The 22,406-nt window shown below is 37.6% G+C and carries 14 protein-coding genes, 1 tRNA gene and 1 pseudogene; 3 read left to right on the forward strand and 13 right to left on the reverse strand.

Features of this window, described 5'->3' with window-relative positions:
• Window positions 1-4: 4 nt before the first annotated feature.
• The 3 genes from WKI23_RS02550 to WKI23_RS02560 are packed head-to-tail and all read right to left on the reverse strand — an operon-like array spanning window position 5 to window position 1,749.
• A complete protein-coding gene (locus tag WKI23_RS02550; protein ID WP_261043273.1) occupies window positions 5-259 on the reverse strand; it encodes a hypothetical protein in 255 nt (84 codons plus the stop codon).
• Window positions 252-809, reverse strand: coding sequence for a tRNA (mnm(5)s(2)U34)-methyltransferase (locus WKI23_RS02555; RefSeq protein WP_368078852.1), 558 nt, complete (start codon window positions 807-809; stop codon window positions 252-254). The genes WKI23_RS02550 and WKI23_RS02555 overlap by 8 nt, the downstream gene beginning before the upstream one ends.
• Window positions 793-1,749: a TIGR01212 family radical SAM protein gene (locus WKI23_RS02560; RefSeq protein WP_368078853.1), complete on the reverse strand. Its 957-nt coding sequence runs from the start codon at window positions 1,747-1,749 to the stop codon at window positions 793-795. The genes WKI23_RS02555 and WKI23_RS02560 overlap by 17 nt, the downstream gene beginning before the upstream one ends.
• 91 nt (window positions 1,750-1,840) lie before the next feature.
• On the opposite strand from WKI23_RS02560, the gene WKI23_RS02565 reads away from it, so the two are divergent.
• Entirely contained in the window at window positions 1,841-2,200 is a 360-nt protein-coding gene (locus tag WKI23_RS02565; protein WP_368078854.1) for a DUF3397 family protein, read from the forward strand.
• An 81-nt stretch (window positions 2,201-2,281) separates the two neighbouring features.
• On the opposite strand, the gene WKI23_RS02570 is transcribed toward WKI23_RS02565, so the two are convergent.
• From WKI23_RS02570 to WKI23_RS02605, 8 genes are all read right to left on the reverse strand, one after another.
• Window positions 2,282-2,590: a hypothetical protein gene (locus tag WKI23_RS02570; RefSeq protein WP_368078855.1), complete on the reverse strand. Its 309-nt coding sequence runs from the start codon at window positions 2,588-2,590 to the stop codon at window positions 2,282-2,284.
• A gap of 486 nt (window positions 2,591-3,076) precedes the next feature.
• Complete coding sequence (locus WKI23_RS02575; RefSeq protein WP_368078856.1) at window positions 3,077-9,748, reverse strand: S8 family serine peptidase; 6,672 nt, start codon at window positions 9,746-9,748, stop codon at window positions 3,077-3,079.
• A 769-nt stretch (window positions 9,749-10,517) separates the two neighbouring features.
• Window positions 10,518-10,590 (reverse strand) — tRNA-Thr (locus WKI23_RS02580).
• A 100-nt stretch (window positions 10,591-10,690) separates the two neighbouring features.
• The gene (locus WKI23_RS02585; protein ID WP_368078857.1) at window positions 10,691-11,476 is read right to left on the reverse strand and encodes an ABC transporter permease; all 786 of its coding nucleotides are present in this window, start codon (window positions 11,474-11,476) and stop codon (window positions 10,691-10,693) included.
• Between the two features lies 1 nt (window position 11,477).
• Window positions 11,478-12,296, reverse strand: a complete 819-nt coding sequence (locus tag WKI23_RS02590; RefSeq protein WP_368078858.1) for an ABC transporter permease — start codon at window positions 12,294-12,296, stop codon at window positions 11,478-11,480.
• Window position 12,297: 1 nt separating this feature from the next.
• Entirely contained in the window at window positions 12,298-13,290 is a 993-nt protein-coding gene (locus WKI23_RS02595; protein WP_368078859.1) for an ATP-binding cassette domain-containing protein, read from the reverse strand.
• Window positions 13,291-13,797: 507 nt separating this feature from the next.
• Entirely contained in the window at window positions 13,798-14,130 is a 333-nt protein-coding gene (locus tag WKI23_RS02600; RefSeq protein ID WP_136937183.1) for a type II toxin-antitoxin system RelE/ParE family toxin, read from the reverse strand.
• Entirely contained in the window at window positions 14,127-14,432 is a 306-nt protein-coding gene (locus WKI23_RS02605; RefSeq protein WP_000520543.1) for a type II toxin-antitoxin system RelB/DinJ family antitoxin, read from the reverse strand. Before WKI23_RS02605 ends, WKI23_RS02600 begins: the two co-directional genes overlap by 4 nt.
• A gap of 522 nt (window positions 14,433-14,954) precedes the next feature.
• On the opposite strand from WKI23_RS02605, the gene relB reads away from it, so the two are divergent.
• Window positions 14,955-15,242, forward strand: coding sequence for a type II toxin-antitoxin system RelB/ParD family antitoxin (relB, locus tag WKI23_RS02610; protein ID WP_368078860.1), 288 nt, complete (start codon window positions 14,955-14,957; stop codon window positions 15,240-15,242).
• Window positions 15,232-15,573, forward strand: coding sequence for a type II toxin-antitoxin system RelE/ParE family toxin (locus tag WKI23_RS02615; RefSeq protein ID WP_368078861.1), 342 nt, complete (start codon window positions 15,232-15,234; stop codon window positions 15,571-15,573). The genes relB and WKI23_RS02615 overlap by 11 nt, the downstream gene beginning before the upstream one ends.
• A 299-nt stretch (window positions 15,574-15,872) precedes the next feature.
• On the opposite strand, the gene WKI23_RS02620 is transcribed toward WKI23_RS02615, so the two are convergent.
• Together WKI23_RS02620 and WKI23_RS02625 are read right to left on the reverse strand one after the other, a co-directional pair.
• Window positions 15,873-21,737, reverse strand: coding sequence for a YSIRK-type signal peptide-containing protein (locus tag WKI23_RS02620; RefSeq protein WP_368078862.1), 5,865 nt, complete (start codon window positions 21,735-21,737; stop codon window positions 15,873-15,875).
• Window positions 21,738-22,268: 531 nt separating this feature from the next.
• Window positions 22,269-22,406, reverse strand: a pseudogene (locus tag WKI23_RS02625) (50S ribosomal protein L1); the annotation flags it as partial.

Raw genomic sequence — 22,406 nt, forward strand, 5'->3', positions numbered from 1 at the left:
CTCCTTAGTCTTTTTTACAACAGGATTCAAATATCTCCTTCTGCTCTTTGATTTTTTGGTCAATCTTGGAACAGTCTTTGTGCTCAATTTTTCTCTGGCACCGTTCCATTTCAAGAGCAACTAATTTTTTCTTGATTTTAAGCATTTTTTTGCTCATATGCGCTTGGTCTAGCACACCAACCGCACGTTCGTGGTGGGTTGACTCGACAAATTTCTGGCGCATGGCATCCAGCTTTTCACGTAGGTATTGTTTATCCATGTCTATATCTCTCTAATTTTTCAATCATAACTAAAAATGGTGGGTTGTTGATTTGATTCAGGGTTTGGTAAATGGCAGCTGTGTACTCTTGTTGGTTCAACTGACTGACAAAATCCAAGACAGCATCCCTCTCGAGGTCGCCACCTTCATGAGCATAGTAGATCATAATGGCAATCCGTCCCCCTTTGACAAGCAAGTGACACAGCTTTTCTAAGGCTTCAATGGTAGTCTGAGGTTGGGTAATGACAGATTTATCAGCCGACGGTAAATAACCCAGATTAAAAATCCCTGCCTTGGCTTCTGTCACAAACTGGTCCAGTGTCTCATGACCTTGCAAGATTAACTGGGCATTTGTGTAGCCAGCCTGGTCCAAACGCTCTTGGGTCTTTTCCAAGGCTTGTTCCTGAATATCAAAGGCATAGACTTGCTTGGCTAACTTGGCTAAAAAAAGGGTATCGTGACCATTTCCCATAGTCGCATCCACTACGATATCGTCCTGAGTTACAACCTCAGCCAAAAAATCATGTGCCATTTCAAGTGGTCTTTTCATTATTAAACTCCTGTTTTACAGCCTTACATCCTTGAACGCTTCCACGACGTCGCATTTCAGTTTCAATAGCATTTAGCACTTCCCATTTATTGAGGCTCCACATGGGACCAATCAGCATATCTCTAGGTGCATCTCCCGTGATTCGGTGGATGACGATATGCTTGGGAATGATCTCCAATTGATCACAGATGACATTGACATATTCGTCCTGACTCATCAGTTGTAAGCGTCCCTCATGGTAATCCCGTTGCATACGCGTATTGGTCATGAGGTGAAGCAAATGCAATTTAATTCCTTGAATATCGTTATCCGTAACACAGCGGCGGACATTTTCAAGCATCATCTCATGGGTTTCACCAGGCAAACCATTGATCAGATGGGAAACAATCTCAATCTTGGGATACTTTCTCAAACGCTTGACCGTTTCCACGTACAATTCATAAGAGTGGGCACGGTTAATCAGATCAGAGGTTGTTTCATAAGTGGTCTGCAAGCCCAATTCAACCGTCACATGCATGCGCTCCGATAACTCAGCCAAATACTCGATGGTTTCATCAGGCAAGCAATCTGGGCGTGTTCCAATATTGATTCCTACTACACCTGGCTCATTGATAGCCTGCTCATAGCGCTCTCGGATGACTTCCACCTTTTCATGGGTGTTGGTAAAATTTTGAAAATAAACCAGATACTTCTGGACATCTGGCCACTTGCGGTGCATAAAGTCAATTTCCTTATAAAATTGCTCTCGGATAGGGGCATCTGGTGCTACAATAGCATCTCCAGACCCTGAAACCGTACAAAAAGTACAACCCCCATGAGCTACAGTTCCATCACGATTGGGACAGTCAAATCCCGCATCAATAGGGACTTTAAAGGTCTTTTCTCCAAAGAGTTTTCGATAGTAATCATTCAAGGTATTATAAGATTTCATAACTTTCATTATAACAAAAAACACCCACAATCTCAAAAGCCTGACTTTCCTATAAATTCCTCTGTTTCTCATTTCCTTTAGCGATTTTTTATGATACAATATGGATATGATTTTAATGAAATTAGCATCTATTTTATTATTGATACTGACCTTAGTAGTCTGCATCATCATAACCAAACTTTTTAGATTAAAAAAACTAGGACGTAACTTTGCAGATTTGGCTTTTCCAGTCTTGATATTTGAGTATTACCTAATCACAGCTAAAACCTTTACCCATAATTTTCTTCCTAGACTGGGCCTAGCCCTCTCACTTCTAGCCATTATCCTCGTTTTTTTCTTTCTTTTGAAAAAACGTAGCTTTTACTATCCTAAATTCATCAAATTCTTCTGGCGTGCAGGATTCTTATTGACCCTTGTCATGTATATTGAGATGATTGTTGAATTGATGGCTCAGAAATAAAAAAATGAAATCAAAAACACCTCAATCAAACTAAAATAGAGTGGTTGAAGTGTTTTTTCTTTATATCTTTTTTAATAATTCTTATTTTCCTTCTTTATCCGGAAAGAGATAACCAAGCCCTACACAAGCCAGGATGCCTGCTCCAATCACCAAGCCACTTGAAATTGGCAAAAGATCCAAAATTGCATTCGCAATGATAAAGGTAATAATGAAACACATTAGACTAGCCTTGTAGTCTTTTTTCAAAAGATTCTCTAGAGTGAAAAAGAGGAACAGCCCTACCGGAATCAATGACCAGAGGTTAATGTCCAAACTTGGCCAGCCAACAGAGCCAAAATACACTACTGTCGCTGCTGCTACTAAAAATACAATCCCTAATAATTTTTTCATTTGTTTATCTCCGATTTCTTTTTTAGGAACTTGAGTTATCTGATATTGATGCCTCACGTCCCTTACAAAAAGCATTATAGCAGAGGTTGGTTTCAAGAACAAGCTCTTTTGTCTATCTGGTCTTTATCTCGGTCTAAATGGTTCAATAATAGCGATAAAATAAGGAAGCAGGTGAAAAACTTCCTTCCAAATAAAAAGGAATTAAGCAACCAAACGCTACTTAATTCCTTGAAATTATCTCATCACCTCTATTAGCCTTTAAATTTTGATAGACTCTATTTTCTAATCAATGTGACCAATATTGTCAATACTAACCCTTTCAATCAATTCATTAGTTGTCGAAACTAAGTCTATTAATAAATCCAAAAAGAGTATCAATAGTAAAGTAAACTAAATAATTGAGTTATAAATGGCTATTTTCACAAAACTGTTTCATCATCACACTATCTCAGTACATAAACCATTTTTTCATCTATAGCTTTGGTCTTAATCTTGATCTTTTTTCTTCAATCCAAGAAATGTGCCTACGGTAAACAGTATTCCAGCAACGAATAATGTAAAGACTCCGCTAACTGTTCCGGTTTTTGGTGACTTATTAAGATTGTTAGTAGTTAATTTGCTATCGATATTGGTGTCTTTATTGGCTATGTTCTCTGGTTCATTAGGATAAACTTCAGTCTTATTTTCAAAGTTTTTATCATTTCTACCAGGAACTGTAGCTTTGACATCCTTAGTTAAATCAGATCTTTGACTTTCATCTAATTGACTATAATTTACTTGTACAGGAACTGTAGCTGTGACACCCTCAGTTGAATCAGATTTGTGTGAATGATTTTCTCTTTGGAAATCCTCTTTTCTGTGACTTTCATCTAATTGATTATGATTTACTTGTACAGGAACTGTAGCTTTGACACCTTCAGTTGAATCAGATTTATGGGAATGATTTTCCCTTTGTAAATCCTCTTTTCTGTGACTTTCATCTAATTGATTATGATTTACTTGCACCTTATTTTTCTTTTTGGATACATCAAAAGTAGGTTTATTTTCTTCCTCCTTTTTCTCCTCTATTTTCTTGAATACAGGTTTTATAAAGGTATCTTTTGATAAATTAAGAACATAGCCAGCATCTTTTTTCCCTTCGAAACCAGCAATTTCCCAACCATCAAATTGATAGCCTTTTTCTAATTTACCCTTATAGACAGGTAAAATGAAATCTTCTTCCGACACTATCTTAGAACTCATTTCTTTTCCATTTTGCATGGTCACAGTCACCCTATGAGGTTTTAGTTCTCTTACCTCTCCCGTATCTTTGTTTAAAATGAATTCTTTTACAGTTGTATTTCTTGCAAAATCTTTTACAAGAATCTTAATGTTTAGTGTCTTATCTGTTAGTTGTTTAATATCATCAAATGATGTGTATTCTTTTCCATTTACATAAATATGTTTGTCTTGAATCTCACCATTGAATCCATTATCTCTTTTATCATTGATATTAAAGACTACAGATTTTCCGTTAGCATATTCGATACTTGTATTTCCCTTGGGATCAATGTTTACTTCTGGTTTAACATTATCATATAAAAATTGATAGTGTACTCCAACCGCTTTCGCATTCAAATTGCTATAGCCAGTTTGAAGATAAACATTTCCATCCATATCTGTTACCTTATCTGGAAATCCGTTTGCTTTATAATCTTTCATCCCCCAGTCCATGATGTCACCGTCTTTAACATTAAGCTTAACGTTAAAATCTCTAGTGTTATCAATGTGTAAATCTCCGTAGATTAAATAATTATCTACAACCGATTCATTAACTCTCAATTCCCAGTTAAAACCACCCTTATCAGAAATCTTACCTCTTAAATAAAATTCTGGATTTCGTACATAAATTTTATTAGATTTAGATGGATTAAAGTAGTTCTTATCCATTGAAAGGTTTACTGGTTTGGTATCAATAAATAACATGGAGCCATCTTCTTTTATAGCTTCTACATTAGAATATTCCTCCCCATGATACTCTTTATTATCTTTACCAAATAATACAAGTTTAGAGGAATCTGTCACAAGATTTCCATCTTTATCGATTGCCTCCCCTTTATCATTCATGTTAAAGGTAAACACTTGATATCTTACAATGTTAAAGCCATCCAAAGCCGACATTAATACTGATTGAGTGCTTCTTCCATCTTTAACATTTCTACTATCAGCATAAATTATTTTTTCTGAAAGGACTCTTAGATTAGGATTGGCCTTTTGTATTTTTGCTATATCTTCCTTGCTATAGACTCCATTTCCTTCTAACATATCCGTTTTTCCAGGATTATAGGTAGTCACTTTTAGTGCATAGCCTTTTCTCAGAATGATATTATCCTTTAATAGATATTGTTGTTTTTCTGAATCAGAATAGATTTTACCAGATTCCATTTCAGTTAAATTGTTTGGTTTGTTTTTTGAAAGATCACCTTCTCCTAATTCTATTACATTCCCATAACTTGATGCATAGGGATATTCTGTTTTAGTTTCCCTATTTTTTTCAGGCATTCTAATTTTAGTTTTAGCTTTTGTTTTACCCTTATCTTTTACAAGGATATTCATATCACCCGTAAAGGATAGACCATCGACTACATCATTTGTATTTGCAAATAAGTCAAAGGTTAGAGTTTTAGTTTGTGGGTCGTATTTACTTGCCTTAATTTCTATTAATTTGAAGCCATTGCCATAGTAAGCCTTAGCATTTTTGGATACATTACTTACTTTTCCAAGAATTTCAAAATGTCCATCCTTTGATGGGCTTAATACACCACCAAGCTTTGATTTAACATCATCAAGTTTCTCAGTCTCATATTCTAGAGCACTTCCATCCACATAGGCAGTTATATTTCCCTTAGTATCATATCGATAATCAAGCTCTACTTTTCTTTTTCCGCCATTTACAAAGTCTTCTTCTTCCTTATATTTCTTTTTAATTAGTTTCTTTAGGTCTTTATTTTCAAAGTTTCTTACAGTAGAGATTTCTTTGTCTAACTCTAGAGTTGAAGGTCCCTCTATAGGTTTTTCTTCAACAGTCTCTTTCTTTTCTTCTACGTTATTTGAGGCTTCTGGACTTTGGGCATTTTTAAGTTTATCTTCAGAAATTTCCCCTAGTTTTTTGTAAGAAGAAGCATCTTTGTCAGGATCTACTAGGTAATAAGAAATCATTCCATTTTTGTCAGCCTTATCAGCAAATTTAATTCTATGGATTTTGGTAAAGTTGCTTGCGCCATCTAGGGCGATTACTTCGATGATTTTTCCTCTTAAATTTCCTGCTCCGCTAATTTCGTAGATGGTATTTCCGTCTTTGTCAAGTTTCCTATTTCTTCCTTCACCCTCTCCGGCGTAAGTTACATCAAGATTTTTCTCAACATCTCCATACTTATCGACAAGAGCTGCACCTGCATACCATACTTCGTTGGCTACTTCTTCAAATTTCTCAGGATGTTCTTTTTGGTCTCTAGCAAACAAGGTTTCGTGTTTGTACTCATCCTTTACCTTGTGGTAGGTATCTTTTGCAATCAATTTAATTTTATCTGGATTAGAAAAATCAATTGAAATAATTCTTGGAGCTGTATTATCAATTTTTACTGGTATATAAGAAACCTGCCATGGATAATCCTTGGTTAATCTATATTTGAATTTATAGAAATATTGACCTTCCGCAATCGGTTCAAATTGACCTCTTATCCTAGTAGCAGGATCTTGATTATCCTTACTTTCTGGTGCATTTTCTTCTCTACCTCTAGGATTATAGATGAGTCCATCCCACTTCAAGTCACCCCAAACTTTTAGTTTAGATGATTTGATTCCCTTTGCATCATTGCTTTTAGAATTTAAAATTCCTCTAATAAAGTGTTCTCTCGAAATGACTTTTAAGTCTCTTTGATTTTCTCCCTCTTTATTTATATTTACTATTGAAATCAATCCTTCTTCTGCACTTCTTAATACAAGTGGAGAAGGTGTTAATCCTCTTTCTAGTGAAACACTTTGTGGTTCTCCCTTTGAGTCAAGTGGATATACCCTAGCAACATTAGATCCACTAGTGGATTCTGCATGAATACCTTGGTTGTTAAAGGCAAATAGGTCTGGGTCTTGGTCTAGCGATGTAATATTTTTATCTTTTCTGTTTTGAATAATAGCTGCTGGATTAAATTTATCTATACCATGTTCTCCACCAATACCCTTGTTCAAGGTTCCAGGAATTTTCGGTTTACCATCATCATCATAACCTTCCATTGTTTTTGATTTTGATCCTTCTTCCCAAGCCCATTTATCAAGGATTGGTTCGTGGTTCCAATTCCCAGCAAATCCCATTAGAGGCATCGACAAAGAAGGTTGGAAGTTTATTTTCTTCCCGTTAGAGTTTAGAGCTTCCATTTCTTCCACTGACTCAAAATGAATAAATGATTCTACAAATTTATTTTTGTCTTTAGCCTCTCCAACATTTATAACCGCATTCAAATCAAAGCTAGAATTTGCGCCTATAGTGAAAGTATCATGCTCAAATGTGATATTTGCTCCTTTGATTTTTTCTGGATGGATTTCTGGAACAATTTGCTTCCCATCTGGAGATTTTTCATCTTTATATGTTTCATCCAGTTTTAATCTGTCAGTTAGAGAATCTGTAGTTATCGCTGATGCTGAAACTTTAAAGGTTAAAGGTCTGTCTGATGTATTGTGAAGCTTAACTGTAAAATATTTTTCTTCTCCTTTTATTTCTTTAAGAGAAATAGAACCATAAGAGTTTACCAAACCTTTAGAATCCTTGTTTTTGAAAGTCGCTACAACTTCATTTCTCAAAGCATTGGCCACATTAATTAGCCCTGCTCCCTGTTGTCTAGGTGATGCAAAGTATTGACTTTTTTCTTTCCAAGACGTTGCGTCCATCATAGGTCGCGCAGTATTTTGTAAAGCAATTTTTGTAAGACTTGTAAGGTCTATTTTGTCATCTCCCTCAAGATTTTTCAATACAGGTCTTTCAAGCATTTCCTTTAACTTCGGTCTAATCAAAACAGTAGAAGCTGCTACGATTGGAGTTGCCATACTAGTTCCTGACATATAGCCATAAGTTGATTTCCCATTAATGACATTGAGAGTAGATTTAATGTTTTTACCAGGTGCTGAAACATCGGGTTTTAAAAGTAAATCTACTCTTGGCCCCCAAGATGTGGATCCTGCTGGAACGATGATATCTTCTTTATAGAGTTCTTTGTCTGTGTCAGGTGCAAACTTAAAGTCAATCTCTTTTTCGTCACCTACATTCGGTTTGTTGGAATTAAAACTTTCCATATCAATTGGATAGTATTGCTCCAATTTATCTTTAAAATCTTCTTTATTATTTCTTTTGACTTCAGTTTTTTTATCAGGATTAATCATGTTCCATAGCTTTACACCATCATCTCCTGAAATTGAAAACACTTGACTTTTAGTAGCTTCATCCGCTTCATATCCCATAGCTGGAAGCTCTGTCCAATTATCTCTATTGTAGTAATTGACAGTATTTACAACCATAATGGCGCGTGCGCCCTTATCCGTAGCTTTTTTAAAAGCATTTTTTAAATCCTTTGTATAAATTCTATCCATTACTGCAATTTTGCCCTTAAGATTCAAACCTATCAACTCTTGGTCTTGGCCCTTGCCTATATATACAAATTTCAATTTATCAGGAGCTTTTGAACCATCTTCATTTGTTGTGATTTTATTCTTATCGAAAAAGGCCCCTATATTTCTGTATTTAAAATTTTCTCCACCTATGTTGACTTTATCAAACTCAACTGTCTGATTTTTAGCAGAAGCGACCGCTATCGCATCTTCATGTGCTGCTGTCCGCGTTACATTTCCAGTGTCGGTCATTTTCAGATGATTATTTGCTACTAAATCCCATGAAGAACTTGAAGCAGAAGTCGCATAGTTACCCGTAGCGACAACCATTGGAATGCCTGCTTTTCTTAATGCTCTAATAGCTTGCCAATATTTCTCACCTACAAGACCTGTTCCTGTAAAACCAGATGATACCGAAACAACATCAACGTTGTGTTTGATGGAATCTTCAATAGCATGAAACATTGTTTCATCCCCTGCGAACCCAGATCCTGCGTCAGAGTACATTTTATAAGAGAAGATCTGTGCATTAGGTGCAATTCCATCTATGCCATTAAAGTTCTTGATGTCTTTTTCAGTATCATTTCCAGCAAGAATCCCTGCAATATGCATCCCATGGGGATCAAAATAATCACTTCCATCATCAGCTCTTTCTACGGTAATTTTACCACCATTATAATAATTAAAAGCATGAGGAATTTTATCACTCAACCAATAATTTTTATCAGTGCCTTTTAAGTCTTCTTTTTTAAATCTCATTGAGGCTTTGGCATCATCATCGATTCTCATAGCCTTATGCCTATAATCTGTCCCCGTATCGATATTTGAAATGACCATACCTCTGCCATCAAAATTTCTTCCAAATTGAGCATTAATGGCCTTTAGGTAATCAATAGCTTCCTCAACTCCAATTTCCTTTCTGGCATGATTCATCATGGGTTGGAGTTTTTGTGACCGTTCAACCGATGAAATACCTTCTATTAGTTTAATTTTATCCAGATTATCTGGAGTTGTTTCTATTGAAACACCATTAAAAATCGTATTATAGGTATATAAAACGTTTGTATCCTTAAGATTGGATAATTCCTTGATTGCTTTTTCTCCAGATTCTTTATCTTTAAATTCAGCAATATAGACAAGTTTATCTTCTTTTTTGGGACTTTCTGGGTCTTTACTTGCAGACGAGTTAGCTTTATCTTCTTGGGATTGATTGGAATCTTCTTTGATTGTTGCTTCTTCATTGCTAGTTTTGTTATCTATCACAGATTCTTTACTAACAACTTCTTTTTCCTCAATAATTGTTGTTTTCTTTTCTTCAGTATCCTTTGAAGCTTCTATAGCATGATGAATCTCTTCATGTTTCTCTTTATTTTCTGTTTCCTTATCTACTACTACTTTTTCTTTATCAGAGATATTTAAAGCATCTTCAGAGCTAGATGTATCCGCTAAGACTACCTCATTAGGGGCATAGGCTGCTAAAATAACTGCAGCTGTGGTTAATGACAATACTGTACTTTTTTTCATTTTAATTCCTTACATATTTATTTAACTTCCAATAGATAGAAAACTTTAACTTTGCTAGCCTTTGTTATAAAAAGTTTTACTAAGTATTATCTAGGAAATAGAGTAGTACATTTATATATAATTGTTAGCTCTCCATAAGAATAGTATATCATTTAAAAAATTTAAGTCAATAAAAAATTAACATACATTAATTTGTTTTTTAATGTACGTTAAAAATATAGAGTCAAAAACTTTCGTACTTAGCTGGGTATATTATCAGAACATTCACACCATCAAAAATAGTAGCAATCAACTTAAAAAAACTAGCAGAATCACAAAGACAGATACCATTGGTGTAATATCAATACCATTAAAGAACATAAATAACCGCTAAGAACGAGGCTTAACGGTTATTTTCTACATATCTATTTTTTCAAATCCTCAGTCGTTTATCTACCTGTGACCTAGGCTTTACGAGTGCCTTGCTCTACCAACTAATACTCAATGAAAATCAAAAAGCAAACTAGGAAACTAGCCACAGGCTGCTCAAAACACTGTTTTGAGGTTGTGGATAGAACTGACGAAGTCAGTAACATATATACGGCAAGGTGAAGCTGACGTTGTTTGAAGAGATTTTCGAAGAGTATGAATACTCACGTCCCTCACAAAAATCATTATAGCAGAGGTCAGTTTCAAGAACAAGTTCTTTTGCCTATCTGGTCTCTATATCGGTCTAAGTGGTCTGATTTTCTTTAAAAAGAAAAAGAAGCCTGATGAGACTTCTTCACTTTGCCGATTGCAGGGATTGAACCTGTGACCTAGGCTTTACGAGTGCCTTGCTCTACCAACTGAGCTAAATCGGCGATTACACTTACAGTATAGCACTCTGAGAATAGATGTCAAGGAATTTTCATCTCTATTAGAAAAAGCCTGTCCTGAGACAAGGCTTTGAGTTTCTTCATCTTAGGACCCAGCACTTTCATAAGAATCCAAGCCCCTGTCCCAAAGTTTAAGGGAAATGACAAAGAAAACAAGGGAAATCAACATCAAACCTCCGATGTTAAAGATTACATCCTTGTCCTGCAAGAAATAGCTGGCAGGATAATAGGCCGTAAAGGCGAAAGGCACGATAAAGCTAATCAACCAACGAAGAAATGAATTATAAATGGAAATCGGATACTTGGCAAAATCATTAAACATATAGAAAATGTAAATCATAGCCCCTGACTGCTTAGTCCAAAAAGCGATACTAGCTGTCGCGATTTTCAAGGAAGTATAAATCAAGGTCGCAAAAGGAATGCAGACTAGAAAAATTAGGAATTTTGGAAGAGTCCAAGCAATGCTAGTCACTGTTGTTCCCAGTAGGATACCACCGACCAAAAGTTCGCCCAAGGCATCAATCTGAAAGGTTTCAACTAGGATATGAAAGAGAGGATTGATGGGACGAGTCAGATACTTGTCAAACTCCCCTTTTCGCACCAAGCGCTGTCCCAATGCCCAGAGATTATCAAAAAAGAGATGGTCCAAGCCCTTGGGAATCAAGGAAAATCCATAGATAAAGGCGATTTCTTGAAAAGTCCAACCTTCTAGTGATGGAATATGTTGAAAGATGACATTGAGAAACAAGAGGTTCAAGCCTTGAGTTAGAAAAACTCCTAGGACACCCACCACAAAATCAACCTTGTACTCCATGATTTGCTTGATGTATTGTCTGATAAAAATCAGATGCATGCGTTGATATTTTTTCATACTAACCTCCCTGAATGGTAATAAAGGACTGGACTCGTTTCCAAACCAACTGAGACACCCCCACCATCACTAAGAGCCAGAAAAACTGCAAAGCGAGAGCCTGAAGAATCTGATTGGCATCGTATTTCCCAACAATAATCATAACCGGAGTATAAATCAAGGATGAAAAAGGCAGGAAGGACAGAATATCTGATACCACCTTGGGAAAGAAAGCCAAGGGAATTAAACTCCCAGACATAAAGGCCACTATGGAAGTCTTTAATAGATTGGAACCCCAAAGATTTTTAAACACAAAAGCTGAAAATCCAAAGCAGATATTAAAGAAAAAGTTAATCAGATAGGCGAGCGTTAAGCTAAAAAGATATAGAACAGTTAAACCCAGCACTTCTACAATCCCTTGCCCAGACAAGATTTTCATCAAGACAATGACACTTAAAAATGGAAGGCCAACAGAGATAAAAATCAACCACTTGGAGCCAAGCTCTGTAAAAAGGTAAGATGCTGCAAAATGCACTGGTCGCAACAAACGCATGATAATAGAGCCATCCTTGACCTCCTCCCCAATCATAAAAGAGCTATCTGACTTGGTCAACAGATTGGTCACAAAACTCATGATGATGTAGAGGGTGATATCTGCCATGCTGAAGCCCTGAATCAAGGACTCCTGCGAGGAATCAAAGACTGCCTTCCAGAGATAAAAGGCCACAAAAGCCCCCATAACATCGCCAATCCGATAGAGAATAAAGTTGACTCGGTAGGTAATCAATTCCTGAACACCTGCATTGATAAAGGCTTTATAACGTCTCCACAATTTGACCATCTTAGAGCTCCTTTCGGTAGAAGCGACGGATAATATCTTCAATATCCGTATCCATCATCTTCAAATCGCGGATTTCAAAATCAGACAGGGTTTGTTTGATAATGTCAGCTGACTGGTAGCGGGAACTATCGAATTCAATGTTGAGACTATTTCCTTGTCTATCAATTGTCATATCCGAAAAGCCTTCATAGTGAGAGACGAGATGACTTTGATCTGGTAGCAGTTCAAAGGAGAGTGTCTTCATCTTGCCAAAGGTTTCCTTGAGCTGACTCACCGTTCCATCAAAAATTTCCTGCCCCTTGTCAATCATAAAAATCCGATCACAAAGTTGCTCAATATCACTCAAGTCGTGAGTGGTCAAGAGAATGGTAGTCTCTTCCTCTTGATTGATCTGAGTAATGGCCCGACGAATATTGTCCTTGACTGAAACGTCCAAACCAATGGTCGGCTCATCTAAAAAAAGTACCTTGGGATTGTGGAGCAAGGAAGCCGCAATATCCGCCCGCATCCGTTGCCCAAGTGAAAGAGTTCGCACGGGATCCTTGATAAATTCCTTTAAATCCAAGACCTCATTCAAAAAGTCCATGCGCTTATGAAAGAGCGAATCTGGCACATCGTAAATCTCTTTCAAGACCGTGTAGGTCTCTTGCAGAGCCAAATCCCACCATAGCTGGGTGCGTTGTCCAAAGACCACCCCAATATCCTTGACATAATCTTGGCGATTGTCTTGCGGAATTTTGCCGTTAATTCGACAAAAACCAGATGTCGGTTTCAAAATCCCTGTCAGCATTTTGATGGTTGTCGACTTCCCAGCACCATTAGCACCAATAAATCCTAAAATCTGTCCTTTAGGAACCTCAAAGGTCAAATCCTTGACCGCTTCAAAGGTCTGCTTTTCAGGATGAATAAAGGAACGCAATGCTCCCTTCAAGCCTGGTTCCTTGACAGTCTTCACAAAATTTTTCTGAAGGTGTTCCACTTCAATCATTGCCATAAATCTCTCCCTATGGTAAGGAATAGCAACATTGTGTTTTTGACTACAAACATTCTAAATCCTTACTTTCTACACCTTCTACATTTTATTGCTACAGAAGGCTTTATACCAACCTATTATAGTCCAATAAAAACTAGAATGCAAGCGTTTGCCTATAGATTGTGAAATTAGAGATTTTTCTCTTAAAAATGATATTTTTAACCCAAAATTCTGGTTTAATAGTTTCCTTGAAACATCAAAAAAACTGCCAAATGGGCAGGTGCTATTTTTTATTGTTCAGCTAGATTAAGCTTTAGCATCTGGAGCATAATGAACAGTTTTTCCATGTTTCTTAAAAAGCTTTAATTATGATTTTATAGTAGATTGAATAAGGTATGAACAACTCGCTTAGGAAAGTCAATCTAATTTCTGGAAATATTTTTAACAGTCGCAGTGTACTATTTTAGATTCAATCTACTATATATAAGTTCCATGAAATAGAATATAATCTGACTAAATACGTATATGTCAATCTGATTTGTTCCCAATTTCAAACAGTAATCTGTCCAAGCTACTTGATTGATGTAACACTCTCAAGATGGTAACTGTATCCTTATCAAAACGATAAAACACTGAATAATTTTTTACTAGTAGTCGTCTAACTTTAATATCTAAACTGAGTAATTCCTCTACAATAGCACATCTTTCAGGAAATATTTCTAAGGTTTTAATCCCTTCTGCAATAGCTTCAAAGTGACTCATAGCAGTTTCCGGAGATTGAAGCTCATCTGCGATATAATGATAAATGGCTTCCATATCTCCTTCAGCTCTTTTTAAAATATTAATGGTTATTTTAGTCATACGTTCCGTTCCTTAAATTCTTTAAAGAACTCATTGACAGATCGAACATGACCATTTTCTGCTTCATGATAAGCTTCAACCATCATTTGTCCAAATCGTTCAGCTGTCATTTCCTCTACATTCACTGATGAAGGTACATCTGGCAATGCAATATCAAAAGGGATTTTCTTCGTTAATGATACTTGTTTCAATAATAGTGTAACTAATGTTGATATCGGCATCCCAAGCTGCTTCAAAACCTGTTCAGCTGATTGTTTATCTAATTCATCAACTCGAACACTAATTGTAGCTGTTTTTCCCATTCTTATCACCTCACTTACGATTTGTACTGTTATTGTACTGCAATTTGCATCACTTGTCAATTAATACTCAATGAAAATCAAAGAGTAAACTAGGAAACTAGCCGCAGGTTGATCAAAGCACTGCTTTGAGGTTGCAGATGGACGTTGACGAGGTTTGAAGAGATTTTCGAAGAGTGTAAATATTTTCTGAAAACGAAATACCACTATTACACTGTTGAAAGATTAGATTAGCCTATCCGATAAAAAAGCAGTAACACAGAAAACTATTGACCATGAAACGCTCTCGTAATCCTAATCCCTATAGGTTTCAAGAACCTACTGCTTTATTGAATGTTGTGAATATAGAAACTAAAATTATAAGAAAAGTCTTATTTATAAAAAATGAGATCGAAATTTTTTCCTGACCTCATTTGTATATTTAACCCAAAAACAACCACCCTTCCCTACTAAAACAGCCCTTGACTTTCTCTATCTTTTTTTGTAAGATATTTGTAATACAATATCATTACAAGGAGAAATGCCATGTCAACACTTACACGAGACCGAGTTTATAACTTCCGAGTTAATAACCAACTATTCGAAGAAGCAAAAACCATCCTAGAAAGCAAAAACATCAGCCTTTCAGATGCCCTCAACCTCTTTGTAGAACAAATCGTCCTTGAAAAAGGTCTCCCAATTAAAACAGCCGACCAACTCAAAGCAGAAATCTTCCTAGGAGAACTCAAGGAAGAACTAGATAAAGGCTACCAAGACATCATCGAAGGGCGTCTCTACGACGCAGACGAGGTCTTTTCAAAGTATGAACTATAAAGTACGCTTTACAGAACAAGCCAGACAAGACTTGGACGATATTTTCATCTACTACTCCACAGAGTTCAGTGAAAACATAGCCAAGAAAGTCATCACTCGCCTACGCCAAACTGCCAATCTACTCATGTTCTCACCAGAGGGTGGTATTAATTTTGATCATAAAATCGGCTACTCCCTCTATCCAGGTAACATTCTCAGAATGATTGTCTCTAAACAATACCTACTCTTTTACCTCATTCATGAAAAAGAAGTCCATATCCTGAGAATTATCAACTCACGCACCGACTACCTAAACCAACTCGACCACCTCTTTCAACATATCCAAGACTGAGAAGTAAGCTCTCAGTCTTTTTATCTACTGTAAATCAATGGCATATAAAAAATCATAAACAAGGATTTTTTAAATCTCCCAATCAATTTATCCATTTTTTATCTCATTTCACTATACAATAAGTGAGACTGAAAAAAGTCTTGAAAATTAAAAAACGCATAATATCAGGTCTTGAAAAACTTGATACTATGCGTTTTATTGTGAGAATATTTACTTCATTTTATCCTGAAACGAAGTTTTTGCCCAACCTCATTAAGGACAATCTGTTCATTGCAAACAAATTATACCCATTAGAAAGATTAGTCTTCTTTCTTCTTACGAGCAAGAAGTCCAAATCCACCTAGGGCTCCAAGAAGTCCAAGCGCTGCGAGGCTAGCGTTAGCTTCTGTACCTGTGTTAGGCAATTCTTTTTGACCATCAACATATTTAGGTGTTGCTGGCATTTGAGGTTTAGCTGGCTGTTCAGGTATTGCTGGAGTTGCTGGCTCTACCGGTTGTGCTGGTTGAGTCGGTTCAACCGGTGTTGGAGTTGGCATCTCAACTTTGCGGAAGATATGTCTGATATTTCCATTTGAATCTGTCACAGTCTTCACATATTCGTAACCTGGAATTGTTCCCGGTTCTTTAGAACCTGGCTCAGTTGGTTTCAATGGATTTCCATTCTCATCAGTCCAAGTAGTTGTATTTTGCTTACCTGGATTTGGTTGAGGAACAGGTGAAGGTGTTGGAGCTGGTGGTGTTACTTTTTCATAAACATGAACAGTATCTCCATTTGACAGTTTCTTCGTCTCTACGAATCTGTATTCTGGGATGTCTTTCTTATCGACTGTACCTGGCTCACTTGGATAGTTTGGAAGCTCTTTGCCTTCTTTATCTTTGAAGAAGGTACTTACTTTTTCGTAGATGTGTTCTGTGTCACCGTTTGGCAACTTCTTAGTCTCTACGAAGCGGTACTCTGGGATGTCTTTCTTATCTACTGTGCCTGACTCACTTGGATAGTTAGGAATTTCGTTTCCTTCCTTATCCTTGAATGTTGTTGTTACTTTTTCATAGATATGTTCTGTATCACCATTTGGTAATTTCTTCGTTTCTACGAATCTGTATTCTGGAATGTCTTTCTTATCGACTGTTCCCGGTTCACTTGGATAGTTTGGAATCTCTTTACTTTCTTTATCTTTGAAGAAGGTACTTACTTTTTCGTAGATATGCTCAGTATCTCCGTTTGGAAGTTTCTTAGTCTCTACGAATTTATAACCTGGGATCGTTTTAGCTGGGGTTTCTCCTTCTTCTGTTGATTTCACAGGGTTGTTGTCTTTATCAACAGTAATAAGATTGCCTTCCTTATCCTTGAATGTTGTTGTTACTTTTTCGTAGATGTGTTCGATATCTCCGTTTGGAAGTTTCTTAGTTTCTACGAATTTATAACCTGGAATCGTTTTAGCTGGGATTTCTCCTTTTTCTGTTGATTTCACAGGGTTGTTGTCTTTATCAACAGTAATAAGATTGCCTTCCTTATCCTTGAATGTTGTTGTTACTTTTTCATAGATATGAGTAGTATTACCTTTGTTATCAACTTTAGTTTCAACAAATCTATAACCTGGGAAGTCCTTCTTATCAACTTTGCCATCTTCTGTAGTACTTCCTGAAACAACATTCCCATCTGTGTCTTTAAACTCCGTTACAGGACGCACAGTTGGAGTATAAGTTTCAGAAACTACTTTACCATTGACGTCTTTCACTTGAACTGTTACTGGAGTTGCCTTGCCTACAAAATCTTTTTCTGGTGTAAATTCAACGACTCCATCCTTAAGTACATATGTTCCTTCTCCTGGAACTACAACTTCTTTCACTTCTTTACCAGTTTTATCAACTAATGTTAGAGTAGATTTATCAAGCTCAACTTTTTCATGACCTTTATTAAAGTTTACTGTTGTATTATCTTGATCTGGCGTATCAAATACTACAGGAGATGTTTGAACAGTTCCACGAGCTCCTTCAGTAGCCGATGAAGCACCTGTTGGAGTTACAGCTGTTACCGTTGGAGTGTAAGTCGTTGTTGTTGCTGTTCCATTGGCATCTTTCACTTGAACTGTTACTGGACTTGCCTTGCCTACGAAACTTGAAAGAGGCTGGAAGGTGATGGTGTTGGTATCTTTGTTTAGACTATAGGTACCTTGGTCTGCCACTGTGACAGTTGTAGTTTCTGCTCCATTGGCATCAAGAAGCGTTACCGTTCCTTTATCTAGCTCAACAGACTTCTCAACCGTTTCAACCATAGCACTACCTTTAGTAAAGTTCACAGTGCTAGCATCTGTATCTGCAGTGTCATACTTAATAACTGAAGTCTGGGCTTGTCCTTGCGGTCCACTTGTCTCTGAAGCTTCAGAGCTTGGTGTTACTGGAATAACTGTTGGGGTGTAGGTCGCTGTCGCAGTTGCAGTGAGTGGATTCCCAGTAGTATCATTAGCAAATGTTACTGTCAAACGTACTGTAACTGCTGGTGCTTCCCCTGTAAAGTCTTTTTCAGGAGTGAAAGTGACCAATCCTGTATCTTTATCAATCTTGTAAGTACCTATTGTCTTACCATCTTTTGTAGCCGTTACAGAGCCATCTATCGCTCCTTCAAGGCTATAGAGTTTTGTTCCCTGATTAATCTCTGTCTCTTTCTCAGTCTCAGTTTCAACATCTGTTTTAAACTCAAATGTAGGTTCCCCTTCTTGTGGTTCCCCTTGAATAGCCACTGATTTCGTAGGTTGACCCTCTATATCCAGAGGAGTAACAGTAATAGTGTAGACTGTACGTGCCGTAGATGTGTTTGCACCATGATCTGTACCCTCTGTTGTCTCACCAACGTTTGTCTCATCAACTAGGTTAGTATTACTATCCATAACTTCTACTGTAACTGTATAAACACCAACTTCTGTCAATTTTAAGCTTGTTGCATCTGGGTAATTATGAGCATCACCAGTCTTTGTGTAAGATGCAACCAACCCACCATTTGGATCAGTCACTCTAATAGTTGTTATCTTGGTATTGTGACTAGTCTTGAAAGTTTTCTCAGCATCACTTGTAGATGGAAGTGAGTCATCTTCTGCATCAGCTACTGTCACATGAGCATCAGTTGTTACCGTACTTACTCCGTCCAAACTGCGGTCTACTAAGTCTACAGTTGTATTCATCTTAGCTGTATAAGAAGTCGAAGTAACAGTTGGTTTTCTATTGATAATCGTAGCTTCATCCGTCGATTCTGCTACAGTCGCCTTAACCACACCAGAAAATCCTGATGAAGTAGATACTTCCCAATGACCAGCATCTGTCTTTGTAGCTGTCACTACTGACTGATCCGATGACGACCATGTGTTCGTAGCTTTATCGTAAGAAACTGTTACATAGGTTCCATTCCCAACTGTTGTAGCTAGGGTATTTTCTCTCGCATAAACTGTTTCTTTACGAGTCACATCATTAACTGCTGTAACCTTTCCTGTAGCATCGTAACTACGGTTATAGGCATAAATATAGAACTTGATAGAGCCATCCGTTTGCACAGAGGTGTAAACTTCTCTATTCGTTACATCATAAGTACCATCTCCGTGATCGGTTCTAACAGTCGCATATTCAGCTGGAAGTTCCCAACGTCCACTTGTTTTATTCAAGGTTGCAACGTGTGACGAGTTATCATTATCTTGGAGTGTGACAGATGAACGCATCAAGGATGCTGTAACAGCTTCTGTTTTAGCATAAACAGATATCTTATTGACACCAGCTGTTGCTGTCATTTCACTTGTAACTTTTAACTTAAATTGTTCACCAACTGTTCCAACTAATTCACCAGCTGTCACTGCTGTATTTGTAGTTCCCTCCGCGGCAACATACCACTTGCCTTCTCTATTTTCAAGTGCTGTGACACTTCCATCAGGCATGGTCACCTTGGCATAGGTAGCTCCTTTAGAGATAGTCACTGGGACTTCTGTTCCATATGCAGCAATGTTGAGGACATCAATTTTCGGTGCTACCTTAACTGTGATACCTGCATGGGTTTCTTGCCCCTGGGTTGTCCAACCATTCGCACCTGTTGGCTGGTTCCAGTCCTTAGCATAGGCTGTAACATAATAAATACCAGCTTCCGTTGGAGTTCCACTAATCAAGGCCTTCCCTGTATAACCCGTAGTCACACCCTCAGAAGTAGTTAAGGGTGTACTACCATCTAAGGCATAGGTCAATCCCGGAATCTCTGTATCCACGGCACGAGCTGTTCCAGTAGCTGTCACAATATTACCCGAGATTCCTGTAGTACTTGGCCCGTATTGATTACGTACTGTAACATTCGTCCCATCTGCTAGCGTATAGGTAACATTAGCACCGCCAGACATGGCACGAGAACCTGAAGTATCTGAGTAGTGGATATCAATACTATTTGTAGAGTCACCTTGCTCATTGGTGAAGCTACTTTTACCAACCTTTCCTTCAAAGACCTCTCCATTGGTTCCAATGTTTGGTGGAGTTGTGTCTTGCCAACCAATCCAACCCCCACGAAGATTTCGGTAGACTGCACGCACAGTGGCATTGGTCTGGGTATTGGTATAGGTCACATACATTCGCGTATCATATACCCCGTTTGCCAAACCATCTGTCACAATCGTCCCCTGAATAGTGTCTGTAGCTGCATTGTAGGTCAAACCTGTTGGTAAGTTTGTCGGCTCTACATTTGAAACCACCCAGCCAGCTGCGGCTGCTTTATCTGTCACACTAAATCGTCCCTTGATTTTTTCGATATAAACACGGTCAGTACCTTGTTCATAGACATAGTGATAGATGTGGGTTGCAAGGTATTCATATCCTCCTCCTGCACCAAAAACTTGATTATTATATGTTGAAATTGTTGACCCATCTGCACGGAGTTTCCCTTTCCAGAGGGGAGCTTCTGCAGCCAAGGCTTCTGCTTGTTCCTTGCTTAGAGGAAAATCCACTCGACCTTTATTATTATTTCCGGAACCTGAGTTACCAGGATTCGTATCGGTACCTGTCCGTTGGTGAGAGTACACGACTGCTTCCAGAGTCGTAATATCTCCACTGATTCTATCCGTTGAGACATCTCCTCTTGTAGCGGCAGTTGCACCAAAGGTATAGATATCCTTACCTGTTGCAGAGGCTTCTGTTGTAGCTGTTGAAACTGTCTTATAAGTGCCATCACCCTGCGGAATGGATATATAATCTTTGGCATTTGGTTGTACAATGACACCACCGGCAGGAGCTGTATCGTCCAGGGAAACTGAAAACTCTTCTTTGCCTGCTTTACGGAGAGTAACATAGACAGCTTCAATAGAGGACTTCAATTCTGCCATCGATTGGTTAAGGGCTTGAGCACTCGCATCACCATTTGCTAAAGTGGCCTTTGCTTCTGTGATTTTAGCAGCATTGCTGGCTATGACAGCTCTAATAGCACTCTTGACATCTTCAGAAAGGCTTGAATCATTTGCTTCTTTTTCCAAAAAACTATTTGCTAAACGATTGGTTACATCCGCCTCTGACACTCGTTTTTCTAACTCTACTTGTTCAGATGATTGTTTTGTTTCTACTGCATTGACTTGATTAGCTTGTGCTTGACTAGACGCTTCTGCGATTACAGTAATAGCATTTGTTAGGGCTTGGACTTGCTGAGCAACCTCTGATTGACTTGGTTTAGCTTCTAAAACTGCTTGCGCACTTGTCAATGTTTGATTAGCAAAGTCAAGAGCTAGACTGTCTGTCCCCTTAGTAGCCGACTGGATAGCAGCACGTAAGGTCAAAATTTTCGATTGTAGTTCAGACTTATCTGCAACTGTTTCTGTAGAGGATTCAGTTACCGCTGATTCGGTATTCTCATCGCTAGCTTGGGATGAGGCAGTACCTTCACTAGCCTCCCTAGTTAGGACTGGCGCTGCGTCATAAGTAGTGGCTTTAGATGAGTTAGCACCTTGATTAGCCCCCTCATCGCCTATGGTCGGTGTTGGAGTAGCTGTTGAAGATGTTTCATTAACTCCTTCTACTTCTGTTGCTGATACCGCACCAGCTCCAAGAAACATCAAACCAGCTGCAATCGCCACTGATGCTGCTCCAAAACTATACTTACGAATACCATACCGAAGGTATCTTTCAGTTCTAAAATCTTGTTGACCTCTCTTCATGAGATTCAACCTCCTTGATTTATTTTATTCGTGTTGATTTAAAGCATTAGGGCAAATAAAAAGCCCCCCCCTTAAATTTTTTAGTAATATTAAGAGAAGAACATCTTAAAAAAGATTGCTAAATAATTGTACACATTTCAGTTCATTATAGCATTTATATTTGTAGCATTCAAGTATTATAACTGATAATTATTGAGTTTGAATGAGTGTTTTTTAATTTTATTAGACATCTTTCTATTTTTCATTAACGATGATCAATGCTTTAGTATAAAACCAATTTAAATACGCTTAAAGAGTATTGTATTGAAACACGTGACTCTAAGAATAACAGCAGTAACTTAAATTTATACTCTTCGAAAATCTCTTCAAACCACGTCAGCTTCACCTTGCCGTACTCAAGTACAGCCTGCGGCTAGCTTCCTAGTTTGCTCTTTGATTTTCATTGAGTATTACCTTACAAGAAGATATTTTGAAATCAAAAAAAGTTGAGACACGGCGTCTTCAACTTTTTTACATTACATTGACTACTGATTAAAGTGAGTTTACGTCAACTTTGATACCAACACCTTGAGTAGTTGTGATCGTCAAGTTTGTTACGTAAGTTCCTTTAGCTGTAGCTGGTTTTGCTTTTTGGATTGTTTCGTTGAAAGCTTTGAAGTTCTCAACCAA

The organism is Streptococcus pseudopneumoniae (assembly GCF_038148955.1).
Taxonomy (GTDB): domain Bacteria; phylum Bacillota; class Bacilli; order Lactobacillales; family Streptococcaceae; genus Streptococcus; species Streptococcus pseudopneumoniae_T.